The organism is Kitasatospora sp. NPDC058218 (assembly GCF_042882445.1).
In the GTDB taxonomy this organism is placed as follows: domain Bacteria; phylum Actinomycetota; class Actinomycetes; order Streptomycetales; family Streptomycetaceae; genus Kitasatospora.
Genome location: NZ_JBHVWC010000116.1, coordinates 1 through 16,297 on the forward strand (window position 1 = coordinate 1; position 16,297 = coordinate 16,297).

The 16,297-nt window shown below is 75.4% G+C and carries 5 protein-coding genes and 1 pseudogene; all 6 read right to left on the bottom strand.

What is annotated here, in order from left to right:
• Positions 1-11,049 (bottom strand): amino acid adenylation domain-containing protein (locus ACFVYI_RS41220; RefSeq protein ID WP_387895046.1); only part of this gene is annotated, 11,049 nt, incomplete at its 3' end.
• Positions 11,050-11,262: 213 nt separating this feature from the next.
• The gene (locus ACFVYI_RS41225; RefSeq protein WP_387895048.1) at positions 11,263-12,252 is read right to left on the bottom strand and encodes an ABC transporter substrate-binding protein; all 990 of its coding nucleotides are present in this window, start codon (positions 12,250-12,252) and stop codon (positions 11,263-11,265) included.
• An 88-nt stretch (positions 12,253-12,340) separates the two neighbouring features.
• Positions 12,341-12,601: a phosphopantetheine-binding protein gene (locus tag ACFVYI_RS41230; protein WP_387895050.1), complete on the bottom strand. Its 261-nt coding sequence runs from the start codon at positions 12,599-12,601 to the stop codon at positions 12,341-12,343.
• A gap of 108 nt (positions 12,602-12,709) precedes the next feature.
• Entirely contained in the window at positions 12,710-14,080 is a 1,371-nt protein-coding gene (locus tag ACFVYI_RS41235; RefSeq protein ID WP_387895051.1) for a lysine N(6)-hydroxylase/L-ornithine N(5)-oxygenase family protein, read from the bottom strand.
• A gap of 133 nt (positions 14,081-14,213) precedes the next feature.
• On the bottom strand, positions 14,214-15,197 hold the full coding sequence (gene argB / locus ACFVYI_RS41240; RefSeq protein WP_387895052.1) for an acetylglutamate kinase: 984 nt from the start codon (positions 15,195-15,197) through the stop codon (positions 14,214-14,216).
• 297 nt (positions 15,198-15,494) lie between these two features.
• A pseudogene (locus ACFVYI_RS41245) lies at positions 15,495-15,818 on the bottom strand (SIP domain-containing protein); the annotation flags it as partial.
• Positions 15,819-16,297: the final 479 nt, after the last annotated feature.

A 16,297-nucleotide genomic window follows, 5' to 3' on the forward strand; every position in this document is an offset into this window, starting at 1 on the left:
GGCCGCGGGCGCGCCCAGGCCCTTGGCGGCGGCGAGCGCGGCCGGGGTCGGGTACTGGAAGACGTCCTTGGCGGCGATCGGGAAGCCGGCCGCGCGGGCCCGGCTGACCAGCTGGATGGAGACGATGCTGTCGCCGCCGAGGGCGAAGAAGTTCTCCTCCTCGCCGACCTCGGGCAGGCCCAGCACCTCGGCGAAGACCCTGGCCAGGGCGCGGCCCGGGGTGTGTCCGGCCGTCGGGGCGGCGGCCGCCGGGCGCCGCGCCGGGTCGGGCAGGGCCTTGCGGTCGAGCTTGCCGTTGACGCTCAGCGGCAGCGCGTCCAGCACGGTGACGGCGGCCGGGACCATGTGCTCGGGCAGCACCGCGGCGACGGCGGTGCGGACGGCGTCGCCGCCGACCGAGGCGCCGGGCTGCGGGACGACGTAGCCGAACAGCTGCCGGGCCCCGCCCTCGGTGACGGCGCGGGCGACGACCGCCGCCTGGGCCACGCCGGGCGCGGCGGCCAGGGCGGCCTCGACCTCGCCGAGTTCGATCCGGAAGCCGCGGACCTTCACCTGGTCGTCGGTGCGGCCGAGGTACTCGACCTCGCCGTCGACCAGGCGCCGGACGAGGTCGCCGGTGCGGTACATGCGCCCCCAGCCTTCGGCCGGGGGGACCCCCACACCGGCGGCGAACGGGTCGGCGACGAACCGGCCGGCGCTCAGGCCGGGGCGGCCCAGGTAGCCGCGGGCCAGCTGGACGCCGGCCAGGTACAGCTCGCCGGGCACGCCGACCGGGACCGGCCGCAGCCGGGCGTCCAGCACGTACAGGCGGGTGTTCCAGACGGGGCGTCCGATCGGGACGACGCCGGACCCGGCCCAGGCCCGGTGGTAGGTGACGTCCACGGCGGCCTCGGTGGGCCCGTACAGGTTGTGCAGCTCGATCTGCGGCCAGAGGGCGGCGAAGCGCTCGACCGCGGCGGGCGGCAGGGCCTCGCCGGAGCAGAACACCCGGCGCACGCCGGCGAAGCGCTCCCGGACGGCGCGGTCGGTCTCGGCCACGGCGGTGAAGGCGGTGAGCATGGACGGCACGAAGTGCGCGGTGGAGATGCCCGCGCCGGCGGCGAGCGCGGCCAGGTACTCGGGCTCCCGGTGGCCGCCGGGCCTGGCCAGCACCACCCGGGCGCCGCTGACCAGCGGCAGGAAGAACTCCCAGACCGAGACGTCGAAGCTGGCCGGGGTCTTCTGCAGGATCCGGTCCTGCGGGGTGATGCTGTAGACCTCGCGCATCCAGTCGAGCCGGTTGACGATCGCCCGGTGGGGGACGACGACGCCCTTGGGGCGGCCGGTCGAGCCGGAGGTGAAGATGACGTACGCGGGGTGGTCCGGCTCCGGGGCGGCCGGCTCGGCCTGCGGTCCGTCGGCGTCCACGGCGAGCACCGGAACGCCGGGGACGACGGGCAGCGCCTGCGCCGAGCCGGGCACGGTGAGCACGCACACCGGGGCGGCGTCCTCGACCATCGCGGCCAGCCGGTCGGCCGGGTACTCGGTGTCCAGCGGCAGGTAGGCCGCGCCGGACTTGAGCACCGCGAGCAGGGCGACCATCAGCTCCACCGAGCGCGGGACGGCGACCGCGACGATCCGGTCGGGGCCGGCGCCGTGGGCGGCGAGGACGCGGGCCAGCCGGGCGGCGCGCTCGTCGAGGCCGCGGTAGGTCAGTTCCGTTCCCTCGAAGACCACCGCGACCGCGTCGGGCGTGGCGGCGACCCGCTCGGCGATCCGGGTCACCAGCGTGCCCGGCGCCACCTCGCGGTCGGTGGCGTTCCACTCCCCCGCGAGCCCGCGCCGCTCCTGGGCGCCGGTCAGCTCGACCCGGGCGGCCGGGCGGTCGGGGGCGGCCAGCGCCTGCTCCAGCACCCGCAGCAGGCGGGCGCCGAACAGCCGCCCGGTGGAGCGGTGGAAGAGGTCGCTCGCGTAGATGACGGTGAGGTCGGTGTGGTCGCCGTCGGCGGACTCCACGAAGGTGAAGGCCAGGTCGAAGCGGGCCGCGTGCACCGGGTCGGGCAGCAGCGCGGTGCGGGCGCCCAGCAGGGCGTCCAGGCCGCCGGCCTCCTTGCGGTGCTGCACCATCACCTGGAACAGCGGGTGGCGGCCCAGCGAGCGCTCCGGGTTGACGATCTCGACCAGCCGGTCGAACGGCAGGTCCTGGTGGGCGAGTGCGCCCAGCACGGTCTCCCGGGCGCGGGCCACCAGGTCGTCGAAGGTCGGCTCGCCCGTGGGGGCGCCCCCGGTGGAACGGGCGGAGAGGTCGTGCCGCAGCACCAGGGTGTTGACGAAGAAGCCGACCACCGGCTCCAGCACCTCGTCGGCGCGCCCGGCGACCGGGGTGCCGAGCGCCACGTCGGTGGTGCCGGCGAGCCCGCCGAGCAGCAGCGCGGCGGCCGCCTGGGTGACCATGAACGGCGTCGCGCCGGTGCGCCGGGCGTAGTCGCGCAGCTCCCGGTGCAGGGTGTCGGGCAGTCGCAGCCGCACCGCGCCGCCCCGGCCGGTGGCCTCGGCGGGCCTCGGCCGGTCGGTCGGCAGGGCGAGTTCGGCCGGCAGGCCGGCCAGCCGCCCGGTCCAGTAGCGGGCCTGCGCGGCGGCGCTGCCGTCCGGGTCGGCGAGCAGGTCCGCCTGCCAGAGCGCGTGGTCCGCGTACTGGAGCGGCAGCGGCTCGAAGACCGGCGCCGTACCGGCCAGGCGGGCGGCGTACGCGTGGTCGAGGTCGCGCAGCAGCACCCCCTCGGACCACTCGTCGCCCGCGATGTGGTGCAGCGCCACGCTCAGCACCGAGCGCTCGGGGCCCGCGGTGAGCAGGGTGGCGCGGACCGGGACCTCCTCGGCCAGCTCGAAGGCGTACGCGCCGGCGGCGGCGACCGCCTCGTCGAGCCGGCCGGCGGCGACCTGCTCCGTGCTGAAGGGCACGCCGGCCTGCTCGGGGGTCAGGATGCGCTGGTGGGGCCGGCCGTCCCGGTCGGGGAAGACGGTCCGCAGCGCCTCGTGCCGGGCCAGCACGTCGGCGAAGGCCGCGCGCAGGGCCTCGGCGTCGACCGCGCCGTCGATCCGCAGCGCGCACGGGATGGTGTACGCGGTGCTCGGGCCCTCCAGCCGGTACAGGAACCAGAGCCGGGCCTGGGCGGCGGAGAGCGGCAGCGGCTCGGGGCGGGGCCGCGCCACCGGGGCGGGGCGCCCGGTGACGGCGGTGGCCAGGCGGGCGGCGAGGGCCGCGGGGGTGCGGCTCTCGAAGAGGTCCCGTACCGCGACCTCGACCCTCAGGGCGGCGCGGAGCCGGCCGACCACCCGGGTGGCGAGCAGGGAGTGGCCGCCGAGGTCGAAGAAGTCGTCCTCGACACCGGCCTGCGGCAGGCCGAGCACGTCGGCGAAGACGCCGCAGACGACGGCCTCCCGCTCGTCGCGCGGGGCGCGGCCGGCGGGCGCCGAGAAGGCGCTCGCCTCGGGCTCGGGCAGGGCGTGCCGGTCCAGCTTGCCGTTGACGTTCAGCGGCAGGGCGGGCAGCGCCACGATCGCGGCGGGGACCATGTACTCGGGCAGCGACCCGGCCAGCGCGCGGCGCAGCGCGGCCGGATCGGCCTCGGCGCCGGGGGCGGGGACGACGTAGCCGATCAGGCGCTTGACGCCGGTGGCGGTGGAGCGGGCCAGCACGGCGGCCCGGGCCACCTCCGGCAGGGCCGCGAGTGCGGCCTCGACCTCGCCCGGCTCGATCCGGAAGCCGCGGATCTTCACCTGGTCGTCGTCGCGGCCCAGGTAGTCCAGCGTCCCGTCGGCGCGCCACCGGACCACGTCGCCGGTGCGGTACATCCTCTCGCCGTCGCCGAACGGGCAGGCGACGAAGCGGGCGGCGGTCAGGCCCGGGCGGTTGCCGTAGCCGCGCGCCAGCCCCTCCCCCGCGATGTACAGCTCGCCGGGCACGCCGGCCGGGACGGGCCGCAGCCGGGCGTCCAGCACGTAGACCCGGGTGTTGCCGATCGGCCGGCCGACGAACGGGGTGGGGCTGTCGTCCAGGGCCGCGCCGAGGGTGTCGACGGTGTACTCGGTCGGGCCGTAGAAGTTGTGGCCGAGCACGCCCTCGGTGTCGCGGATGCGGCTCCACAGGGCGTCGCCGACGGCCTCGCCGCCGACCAGGAAGAGCAGCGGGCGGTGCGCCGCGGAGTCGAGCAGGCCCCATTCGACCAGCTGCCGGCCGAACGACGGGGTCACGTCCAGGGTGTCGATCCGGTCGGCGAGCAGCCGGGCGACCAGGGCCTGCGGGTCGCGGCGCAGGTCCTCGCCGTAGACGTGCAGTTCGTGGCCGCGGATCAGCCAGAGCAGCTGCTCCCAGGAGGAGTCGAAGGAGAACGACGCGGTGTGCGCGGCCCGCAGCCGGCGCCCGCCGGCGGCCTCCTCCGCCCGGGCGAAGACCGTCCCGCCGTGGTGCTCCAGCATGTTGGCCAGGCCCCGGTGCGGCACCTGGACGCCCTTGGGGCGCCCGGTGGAGCCGGAGGTGTGGATGACGTAGGCCAGGTCGTCGGGGTCGGGGCGGACGGGGTCGGCGTCCAGCGCGCCGAGCCGGTCGGTGGTCAGGGTGCCCAGGCCGTGCGCGGCGAGGGCCGGGCGGCTGCGGGCGACCTCCTCGGTGGTGAGGGTGACCAGGGGTTCGGCGTCGGCGAGCATCAGGGCGATCCGCTCGTCCGGGTGGTCGAGGTCGACCGGCAGGTAGGCGGCGCCCGACTTGAGCACGCCGAGCAGGGCCGCCACCAGGTCGGCCGAGCGGGGCAGGGCCAGCGCGACCACGTGCCCGGGGCGGGCACCGAGCGCCGCGAGGTGGCGGGCGGTCAGGTCGACCCGGCCGGCCAGCTCGGCGTAGCTGAGGCGCTGCTCGCCGAAGACGACGGCGGTGTCGTCGGGGGTGGCGGCGGCGCGGGTCTCGAAGGCGTCGACGACGGTACCGGCGGGGACGTCCCGGCCGGTGGCGTTCCAGCCGTGCAGCAGCGTGGCGCGCTCCTGCTCGTCCAGGATGTCCAGCTCGCCGACGGGCGTCCCGGGCCCGGTGGCGACGGCCTCCAGCAGCCGCAGCAGGCGGGCGCCGACGGCGGCGGCCTGCTCGGCGGTGAACACGTCGGCGCGGTACTCGACGGTGAGCCGCGGCGCCTCGCCGGGGAGGGTGAGCACGGTCAGCGGGTAGTGGGTGGCACCCCGGTTGCCGATGCCGGCGACCCGCAGGCCGCGCGCCGTCAGCCGGTCGGGGTCGACCGGGTAGTTCTCGAAGACCAGCAGGGTGTCGAACAGGGTGCCGTGCCCGGCGAGAGCCTGGATGTCGGCCAGGCCGAGGTACTGGTGGTCGAGCAGGGCGGACTGCTGGGCCTGGAGGCGGATCAGCGCCTCCACGGCGGGCTCGTCCTCCTCGGGGCGGAAGCGGACCGGCACGGTGTTGCTGAACAGGCCCACCATGGACTCCACCCCCGGCAGGTCGCCGGGGCGGCCGGAGACGGTCGCGCCGAAGACCACGTCGGTGCGGCCGGTGAGACGGCCGAGCAGGATCGCCCAGGCGCCCTGGACCAGGGTGTTGAGGGTCAGTCCGTGTGCGCGGGCGGTGCCGGTGAGCGCCGCCGAGAGGGCGGCCGGCAGCGGCAGGTGGAGCTCGGCGCCGGCGGCGGCCGGGCCGGCGGCCGGGCGGCCCAGGGTGTCGGCCAGCAGGGTGGGCGCCTCCAGGCCCGCCAGCGCGGTGCGCCAGGCGCGGGCGTCGGCCCCGGCGTCCCGGCCGGCCAGCCAGCCGAGGTGGTCCGCGTAGGGGGTGGTGGCGGGCAGCGCGGCGCCGTCGCCGCCAGCGCCGTAGGCGGTGACCAGCTCGCGCAGCAGGACGGGGGTGGACCAACCGTCCATGACGATGTGGTGGCGGGTCAGCACCAGGCGGTGGTGGTCCGCGCCGAGGGTGACGAGGGCGCAGCGCACCAGCGGCGGCCGGGCCAGGTCGAACCGGCGGGAGGCCTCCTCGCCCTCGATCCGGGCGATCCCGGCGGCCTGCCGGTCGGCGGGCAGGGCGGTGAGGTCGTGCTCCGTCCAGGGCACCGTGACGCTGCCTGCCACCAGTTGGAGCGGCTGCTCGGCCGGCGCGGTGAAGCCGGAGCGCAGCGCGGAGTGCCGGTTGACGACGGCGTCCACCGCCCGGCGCAGGGCCGGGAGGTCGAGCGGGCCCCGCAGGTCGAGCGAGGTCAGCGAGGTGTAGAGGTCGTCGGCGCCCTCCTCGTGCTGGTACAGGGCGTGGAAGAGCAGGCCCTCCTGGAGCGGCGAGAGCGGCAGGACGTCGACGGTGCCGGGGTGCTCGGCGGCGATCCGGTCCAGCAGCGGCTGGGTGACGGCGGCCAGCGGGACGTCGGTGGGGGTGAGCCCGCCGGCGTCCGGGCGGGCCGCGTACGCGGCGAGGGCGTCCAGCGCGGCGAACCAGCGCTCGGCGAGGTCGCGCACGGCCTCCTCGGTCAGCACGCCGTGCGGCCAGGAGAGGGTGACGGCGAGTTCGGCGCCGTCGGGGCCGTCGTGGACGAACGCGCCGACCTCCAGGGCGTGGGCGGCGGGCAGCGCGGGGTCGGCTCCGGCGGCGATGGCGTCGCCGGCGGCGCGGGCGGGCGTCCAGTCGGCGCCGTCCGCGGTGAAGCGGCCGAGGTAGTTGAAGAGCAGCTGGGGCTGGTCGGCGTCGGCGAGGGCGGGGCCGGAGACCGGGTCCAGGTACCGGAGCAGGCCGTAGCCGGCGCCGGCGTGCGGCAGGGCGCGCAGCTGCTCCTTGACCAGGGCCAGGGCGCGCCCGGCGGCGGGGCCACCGGCCAGGGCGTCGTCGAGGTCGAGGCCGGCGAGGTCGAGCCGGGCCGGGAACTCGGTGGTCAGCCAGCCCACGGTGCGGCCGGTGTCGGCGCCCGGGACGAGGCCGTCCTCGCGGCCGTGGCCCTCCAGCCGCAGCAGCAGGTCGGCGCGGGCTCCGGCGCCGTGCCGGTCGCGGCGCCGGCCGAGCAGGGCGAGGGCGAGCCCGGCGAGCAGGGTGTGGTCCACGCCGGCCCGGTGGGTGGCGGGCACCGCGGTGAGCAGCGGGGCGGTGCGGGCGGCGGGCAGGGTGAGGCGCAGCCGGCGGGTGGTGGCGGCGGTGTCGCGGGCCCGGTCGAGCGGGCGGTCGCCGAGCAGCGGGCCGGCGCCGTCGGCCAGGACGGCCTGCCAGCGGGGCAGTTCGGCGCGGACGAGGTCGCCGGTGGCCGCCTCGGCGAGGCCGAGCGCCCAGCCGCGCGGCGAGGTGGCGACCGGGTCGAGCGGGCGGCCCTCGTAGGCGGCGTGAAGGTCCGGGAGCAGGATGCGCCAGGAGACGCCGTCCACGGCCAGGTGGTGGACGGCGAGGGCGAGCAGGCCGGGGCTGTCCGGGCCGGCGTCCAGGTGGACGGCCTGCAGGACGACGCCCTGCTCGGGGTCGAGCCGGTCGACGGCGGCCGCCCGCTCGGTCGCGGCGGCGGCGGGCAGCTCCCGCGGGGCGACGGTGACGTGGCGCAGCCGGTCGGCGGCGGGAGCGCTGCCGGCGGGCCGGATCTCCTGGGTCCAGGCGCCGTCCGCGCCGACGTGCAGGCGCAGCCGCAGGGCGTCGTGGTGGTCGGTCAGGGTGTCCAGGGCGGTGGCGAGCCGGGCGCGGTCAAGGCCGGCCGGGACGGTGATCACGGTGTGCTGGCTGAACCGGGCGACCGGGCCGCCGCGCTCCCGCAGCCAGGCGCTGATCGCGGTGGCGGGCAGCGGGCCGGTGCGCTCGACGCCGGAGGGGCGGGCCACCGGGGCGGCCTGCTCGGCGACGGCGGCGATCCGGGCCACGGTGCGCCGTTCGAAGACGACCCGGGGGGTGAGGGCGAGGCCGGCCTTGCGGGCGCGGCTGCCGAGCTGGATGGCGGAGATGCTGTCGCCGCCGAGCGAGAAGAAGTTGTCGTCGACGCCGACCGCGTCCAGGCCGAGGACCTCGGCGACGAGGTCGGCGAGGATCCGCTCGGTCTCGGTGCGCGGCGTGCGCGCGGCGCCGTCGGCGGCCGGCCTGGGGGCGGGCAGCGCCTTGCGGTCGAGCTTGCCGTTGAGGCTCAGCGGCAGCGCGTCGAGGCCGATCAGGACGGCCGGGACCAGGTGTTCGGGCAGGGTGGCGGCGAGGGCGGCGCGCAGCGCCTCCGGATCGGCGGGCGCGGGCGCCACGTACCCGACCAGCTGACGGGCGCCGCCGGGGGTCAGCTCGCGGGCGGTGACGGCCGCCCGGGCGACCTCGGGGAGGGCCTCCAGGGCGGCCTCGATCTCGCCGAGTTCGATCCGGAAGCCGCGGACCTTGACCTGGTCGTCGGTGCGGCCGAGGTACTCCACGGTGCCGTCGGGGGCCCAGCGGACGAGGTCGCCGGTGCGGTAGAGCCTCCCCCCGCCTTCGGCCGGGGGTGCCCCCGTGCCGTCGCCGAACGGGTCGGCGACGAAACGCTCGGCGGTCAGGCCGGGGCGGCCGAGGTAGCCGCGGGCCAGCTGGACGCCGGCCAGGTACAGCTCGCCGGGCACGCCGACCGGGACCGGCCGCAGCCGGGCGTCCAGCACGTACAGGCGGGTGTTCCAGACGGGGCGTCCGATCGGGACGACGCCGGCGCCGGGCTCGGTGCGGTGGTAGGTGACGTCCACAGCGGCCTCGGTGGGCCCGTAGAGGTTGTGCAGCGGGACGTCGGGCAGTGCGGCGTACCAGCGTTCGACGACGTCGCCGGGCAGCGCCTCGCCGGAGCAGAACGCGCGGCGCAGCCCGCCGCAGGCCGCGGCGACGGTCGGCTCCTCCAGGAAGGCGCGGAGCATGGACGGCACGAAGTGCACGGTGGTGACGCCCGCTTCGGCGATCAGGCCGGCGAGGTAGGCCGGGTCCTTGTGGCCCTCGGGGCGGGCCGGCACGACGGCGGCGCCCTCGCAGAGCGCCCAGAAGAACTCCCAGACGGAGACGTCGAAGCTGGCCGGGGTCTTCTGCAGGACGCGGTCCTCGGGGGTGAGGCGGTAGGCGTGCTGCATCCAGGCGAGGCGGTTGACGATCGCGCGGTGCGGGACCACGACGCCCTTGGGGCGGCCGGTGGAGCCGGAGGTGTAGATGACGTAGGCGGCGGAGTCCGGGTCGACGACCGGCAGCGCGGTCGTGGTGGCTCCGGCCGGGGCGTGCCCGGGGCCGATCAGGACGGCGTCGGCGCGCGCGGCCTCCGGCAGCCGGTCGAGCAGGTCCGGGACGGTGACGACGCGGACCGGGCGGGCGTCCTCGATCATGTAGGCGAGCCGGTCGGCCGGGTAGTCGGCGTCCAGCGGCAGGTAGGCGGCGCCGGCCTTGAGGACGCCGAGCAGGGCGACCAGCAGCTCGGCGGAGCGCGGGACGGCGACGGCCACCACGGTGTCCGGGCCGGCCCCGGCCGCGACCAGGGAGCGGGCCAGCGCGTCGGAGCGCTCGGCGAGTGCCCGGTAGGTGAGCGTCTCGCCCTCGAAGACGACGGCGGGGGCCTGCGGGGTGGCGGCCACCCGTTCGGCGATCCGGCTGACCAGGGTGCCCTCGCGGACCTCGCGGGCGGTGGCGTTCCAGTCGTGCAGCACGGCGGCGCGCTCGGCGTCGGCGAGCAGCGGCTGCTCGGCGAGCGGCCGGTCCGGCTCGGCGGCGAGCCGGGCGAGCAGGGCCGCGCAGCGCTGGGCGTGCAGGTCCAGCGCGGCCTGGGTGTAGAGCTCCGGGTTGGCCCCGAACTCCAGCACCAGCCGGTCGTCCGGGGTCTTGGTGACGGACAGCGAGAGGTCCTCGACCGGGCCGGAGGCCAGGGTGACGGTCCGTCCGGGACTGCCCGCGAAGTCCAGGTCGAGGTCGAAGGGCTTGATGTTGAGCAGCGGGCCGTGGAGCCGGTGGTCGGTGCCGACCAGGCCCAGGTCGCGGCGGATCTCCTCGCCCCGGTGGCGCTGGTGGCGCCGGGTGGCGGTGAGTTCGGCGGCGGAGCGGCGCATCAGGTCGGTGTGGCTGTCGGTGCCGGCGACGGACATCCGGACGGGCAGGATGTTGACGGCCATGCCGGGCACGCGCAGGGTGCCGGGTGCGGTGCGGGCCATGAAGTGCATGCCGAGCACGACGTCCGGCGCCCCGGTCATCAGGTGCAGGTAGCCGGAGAGGGCGGAGACGGCCGCCTCGGCCCAGGTCGAGCGGGCCGCCCGGGCCGAGGCGAGCACGGCGGCCGAGTCCTCGGCGGTCAGCTCGACGCGGTGGTGCAGGGCCGCCGGTGCGGCCTGGGCGGTCGCCTCGGTGAGGCCGACGACGGTGGGGCGGTCCGCGAAGCGGGTGTTCCAGTAGTCCCGGGCCTCGGCGGCGGCGGGGGTGGCGAGGTACTCGCGCTCGGCCTCCACCAGGACGGCGAGCGGGCGGAACGGGCTGTCGGGCACGGCGGCCCCGGCGGGGTGCGCGGCTCCGGCACTGGTCGCGGCTCCGGCGGGGTGCGCGGCTCCGGCGGGGTGCGCGGCTCCGGCGAGGGCGGTGTAGATCTCGGCGACCCGGCGGGTGAAGAGCGCGACGCTGTACCCGTCGATGACCAGGTGGTGGAACCACTGGAACCAAAGGTGTCGGTCCTCGCCGACACGGACCAGCAGGGCGCCGTGCAGCGGACCGGCCCCGGGGCCCTCCAGCGGGGTCGGGGTGGCGAGCTGGGCCCGGACGAGTGCGGTGGCGGCGGCCACCGGGTCGGCGGCGGCGCCGGTGTCGAGCTGCGGCAGCTGCCAGGCCTCGGCGTCGAAGGCGGTGGGCAGCTGGACCGTGCGGCCCTCGTGCTCGGCGAGCCGGACGTGCAGGCCGTCGGCCTCGGCGAGGGTGCGGCGCAGCGCCCGCTCCAGCAGCGCGGGCTCGAACGGCCCGGTGATCTCGACGTACTGGCCGACGTTGTAGGCCGGGTTGTCCGGGTCGATCCGCTGCGCGGCGAGGACCCCTGCCTGCGCCGCCGTCAACTCCTGGAGGACTGCGGCCGGCTCGACCTGCGTGGTGTTGGTGCCCGCCTGAGGCATGGTCGGCCCTTCCCGGTTCGGTGCGGCCCCGCCGACGTTGCCAGCCCGGGGCGCTCGCTGGTGCGCTGTGGTGCGTGGTGGTGCGTGCTGTGAGGAGCCGCGTGGCACGTGGTGGCGCCGTGGTGCGTGGTGGCGCCGCGTGGTGGCTGTGCCGAGCGGCTCGGGGCTCGGGGTGGCCCGCCGGGGTGGGAACGGCGGGCCACCCGGCCGGGCCTAGAGGCCCTTGAGGATGGTCTCGATCTGGCCGAGCACGTCGATCGAGGTGCCGTACCGGTCGCTGGTGGCGTACGTGACCGGGATGACCTTGTTGGCCTGAACGGCCTTGAGGTTCTTCCACGACGGCTGCTTGTCGAGGTCCTTGGTGTCCTGCGGGACCTCGCCGGTGGCGGCCGTCTTGGGCACCAGGATGACGTCGGCGTCGGCGAGCACGTCGAGCTTCTCGGTCGAGTAGGTGACCTCGTGCTCCTTCGGGTCGCTGGAGGCCTGGGAGAACGTGGCACCCACGTCGGTCAGCACCCGGCCGACCCACGAGCTGCTGGTGTCCACGAGGAACTCGCCGCCGCCGTAGGAGGACGCGATGGTCCACTTGACGGAGTTGAGCTTGCCCGCGTAGTCGGCCTTGATCTTGGCGGCCTTCGCCTCGTAGTCCGACTTCAGCTTCTTGAACTCGGTGTCCTTGCCCACGGCCGTGGCGATCTTCTCCTGGGCGGTGAACAGGTCGCCCGGCTTGTCGATGCCGAAGTAGAGGGTCGGCGCGATGCCTTCGAGCTTGCTGACGCCCCAGTCGAAGGCGGTGGCGCCCTCGACCACGATCAGGTCGGGCTTGAGGGAGGCGACCTTCTCGACGTTGATCTCGATGCCGGAGCCGATCGCCTCGATCTTCTTGGCGGCCTCGGTCTGCGAGGGCAGCAGCTCCATCGGGTTGTTGTCGTCGATGGTGCTGGTGCCGACCGGCTGCACCCCGAGGTCGAGCAGGGCACCGGTGGCGTACGAGACCGAGACGATCCGCTTGACCCCGGCCGGGACGGTGATCTTGCCGTTGGTCGCCTCGATCACCTGGGAGGCCGCGGCGCCACCGGTCGAGCCGGCGGCGGAGTCGCTCTCGCTGTCGCCGCTGGAGCCGCAGGCGGTGAGGCCGAGGGCGGCGACACCGGCGACGGCGGCGATTCTCAGACCACGGGACGGCAGGGCACGGGTGTTCATCGTTCTCCTTGGGGGTACTGCGTGGCGTGCGCGGGGGCGCTCGGTGTCTCGGTGGGGCGGGCGGGGGGGTCCCGCGGGTCATCTGCGGTCAGGCCGCCGAGAGGTAGGCGGACCACACCCGGACGGTCGGGGCGCCGAGGTCGGCCAGGTCGGCGAACTCCACCCGGGCGCCCCGGGCGCGCCACCGCTCGATCAGGTGCATCAGGCGCATCGAGTCGAGCCCGAGGTCGCGGAGGTCGTCGTCGTCACCGACCGCCTCGGGCTCCTCGCCGAGGAGTTCGGCGATGTCGGCGCGGATGCTCTCGGCGTCCAGGACGGCTGCGGACCCGGTCCGGTCGGTGTCGGTCATGGCGTGGTTCATTCGCTTCCAGGTCGTGGGGGGGTTCACCGGTCGACCCGGCGGGTCGACCGGTCGGCGTACCGACGTACTGGCGGGGTCGTCAGCAGGCGGGGGTCGTCAGCCGGTGACGCCGAGGCGGCCGTCCTCGGCCCGCAGCTGGCGCCCGGTGTGGCGCAGCAGCAGCGAGTCGCAGATCTCGCCGGAGCGCACCGCCAGGGTGGAGAGCAGCGACGAGGTGATGCCGTGGGTGTGCTCGGTGCCGCCCTGGAGGTAGATGCCCACCTCGACGTGGTCCTCGGTCAGCACCCGGTGGTCGCGGTCGACCCGCAGGCGGCCGAGCTCGTCCGTGCGGCAGCTCGCGCCGAGCTCGCCGAGCAGGTCGCGCGGGTCGACGTGCTCGTAGCCGGTGGCGAGCACCACGGCGTCCGACTCCAGGGCCAGGGTCTCGCCGGTGGTCAGCGAGCGGACTTCGGCGACGGCGCCGTCGGCGAGGTGCCCGACGCCGGTGAGCCGCGTGGCGTTGAGGATCCTGAGCCGCTCCCGGCCGGCCACCTTCTCCTGGTAGACCGTCCGGTACAGCTGCTCGATCAGGTCGCCGTCGACCACCGAGTAGTTGGTGTTGGCGTGGTAGTCGAGCAGGGTCTTCTTGGCCTGCTCCGGCGCGGCGTAGAACTCGTCGACGGCGGACGGGTCGAAGATCCGGTTGGCGAACGGGCTGTCGTCGGCCGGGCTGTAGCCGTACCGGGTGAGGACGGCGCAGATCTCCGCCTCGGGGAAGGTCCGGTGCAGGAACTCCACGGCCTCGGCGGCCGACTGGCCGGCGCCGACGACCGTGAACCGGCGGTGGCGCAGTTCCTCGCGGCGCTCGATCAGGTCGGGGGCGCGGAACAGCAGGTCCCGGGTGTGGATGACGCGGTCCCCGGCGGTCACGCCCTGCGGCAGCCGCGGCTTCAGGCCGGTGCCCACCGCGATGTTGCGCGCCGTTCGGACCTCGCGGTCCGCCGGGTCGGTGACCGACTCGGAGACCACCTCGACGTACTCCACGCGGCCGTCCGGGGAGGTCACCGGGTGCACGGCGGTGACCCGGCGGCCGTAGGCGGTGCGGTCGGCGAACTCGGCGGCGCACCACTCGAAGTAGTCGTGGAACTCCAGGCGGGTCGGGTAGAAGGACTTCTGGTTGATGAAGTCGGCCAGCCGCCCGCGCTCCTGGAGGTAGGTCAGGAAGGTGAAGCGGCTGCGGGGGTCCCGCATCGTCACGAGGTCCTTGAGGAAGGAGACCTGCATGGTCGCCCCCTCCAGCAGCATCCCGCGGTGCCAGCCGAACCGGGCCTGCTTCTCCAGGAAGCCGACCTTCAGGGCCTGCTGCGGGTCCCGCCGGTTGTGCTCGTCGACGGCGATGGCCAGAGCCAGGTTGGCGGGACCGAAGCCTATGCCGACCAGGTCGTCGGCGCCCTCGCCTCGGTCGATTGCGCCGTTCTCGCGCGACATGATCGATCCTTCCGTTGCTTCTTGCTTCTCGGCCCCGCCGGTGTCCGGTCGACCGCCGTGGCGGCCGTCCGTCACCCCCTCACCCATTTACATAGGTAAGGCTTACCTAACTTCTATCACTGGAAAGAGTGAGTCAAATCCGCGTCGTACCCGAACCAACCATCGCGACCTGCCGTCCTTCCACACCGGCCGCCGCATCCCGGCGCGGCCGCTGCGGAGCCGGCCGCGCGTCGGGCACCACCTCGGTGCCCACCGACGACCCGCCGAACGCCGACAGCACCCCGTGGCGGACCCGCCCGTCCAGGACGCGCGCACTGCCCACACCGGCCCGCACGGCCCGCAGGCAGCCCTCCATCTTCGGGACCATCCCACTGGCCAGACCCGGTAGGAGATCGGCCAGTTGGGAGGCCGTCAAGGAACGGACCACCTCCTGGGAACGCGGCCAGTCCCGGTAGAGGCCGGCCACATCGGTGAGCATCACCAGCAGCTCCGCGCCCAGGGCGGCGGCCACCGCGGCGGCGGCGGTGTCCGCGTTCACGTTGTAGACGTCGCCGTCCGCGCCGCGCGCGACCGGGGAGATGACCGGGACCCTGCCGTCCGCCAGCAGCGTGCGCACCATCGAGGGGTCGACGGCCGCGATGTCCCCCACCTGCCCGAGGTCCACCCGCTCGCCGTCCACGACCGCGTGGCGCCTGACGGCCGTCATCGTGTGGGCGTCCTCACCGGTCATGCCGACCGCGAAGGGGCCGTGGCGGTTCACCAGACCGACCAGCTCGCGCTGCACCTGACCGGCCAGCACCATCCGGACGACGTCCATCGCCTCCGGCGTGGTGACCCGCAGGCCGTTGGTGAAGTGCGACTTGATCCCGAGCCGCCCCAGGTGGGCACTGATCTGCGGACCGCCGCCGTGCACCACCACCGGCCGGACGCCCGCGTAGCGCAGCAGGACGACGTCCTGGGCGAAGGCCGCCTTGAGGCCCTCGTCCACCATGGCGTTCCCGCCGAACTTGATCACGACGATCTTGCCGCGGAACCGCTCCAGCCACGGCAGCGCCGCGAGGGGGCCACCCGTGTGCGAAGTTCCAGCAACCCCGGCGCGATGCGCGCGCCCGGCCAGGCCGTTCTCCACCGATCCCCCTGCACTCAGGATGCCCGCACCAGGACGTGCGGCATTCGCTCCCCTCCACTCCGAGACCCGCTTCGCGAGACCGGAGGGAGTGCGGTTCAGTCGTTCCAGAACCACTTAGGCAAGGGTAACCTTACATTTCTTCACCCTTCGCGTCACCATCCCGTGCGAACGTCGCCCCTCCGTACGAATCCGGGCGCGCCCGCAGGGGGCTGACCGAGCGCCGGAGGAGGCCCCGCCGGCGGACTCCTCGACGGAGCCGTCGCCGGCCCGGCCGGCCGCGGGCGTTCAGGGCCGCCAGTAGCCGAGGGCGTGCAACCGCCCCTTCGGGACGGCGAGTTCCCTGCGGGCGAACCGGGCGAGGGCGCGGGTGGTGACGGTGTCGCAGGCGATCCACACATAGGCGTCCACCGGGTCGCCGAGCAGATCGGGAAGGGCATCCCGGACATCGGCGACGAGCCTCGCCCCGCCGCCCTCGCGGGGCAGCCGGCGGACCTCGTGGCGGGCGGGCCGGATCCGCAGCGGCAGGCCGTCGTCACTGTCGTGCTGGGTCTCCAGCCAGACCGTGGCCGGCACCTCGGGCAGCGCGGCCAGTAGGGAGTTGAGCGCCGGGGCGCGTCAGGGCTGTGGACGCCTTGGTTCTTGCGCTGGGGGCCCGCGATGCCGCAGGCCAGGACCTGGTCGACGCCGCCATCCTTGACGCCTTGCCCATCCAGCCCTCCGGAGTCACGACGGTCCTGAACAAGGCCGGGTTGCTGGCGCCCGGTCTCGACCACGGGGTGGTCGTGCTGCCACACGCCCAGCGGGCCCGCTCTCAACCCCAGCCACGAAGCTGCGATCACTGCCTTTCGTGGGGCCGAAACCAAATGTGCGACGCCTGTAGGTACTGGCATGGCAAACACGCTGAACAGCAAGGATGTTGCGAACGGTGCGGTGCCGGGCCGCTTCCCCTGCAGAACGGTCGATGTCGCGACTGCACGAGCCATCGCCTGCGGCTGGGACCCGACACCGAGGCCAGCACCTGGCGACAGCTGCGGTTCGCCGGACCGGCCCTCCCGGCACGCCTCACCGCAAGTCACCCCGGCGACCAC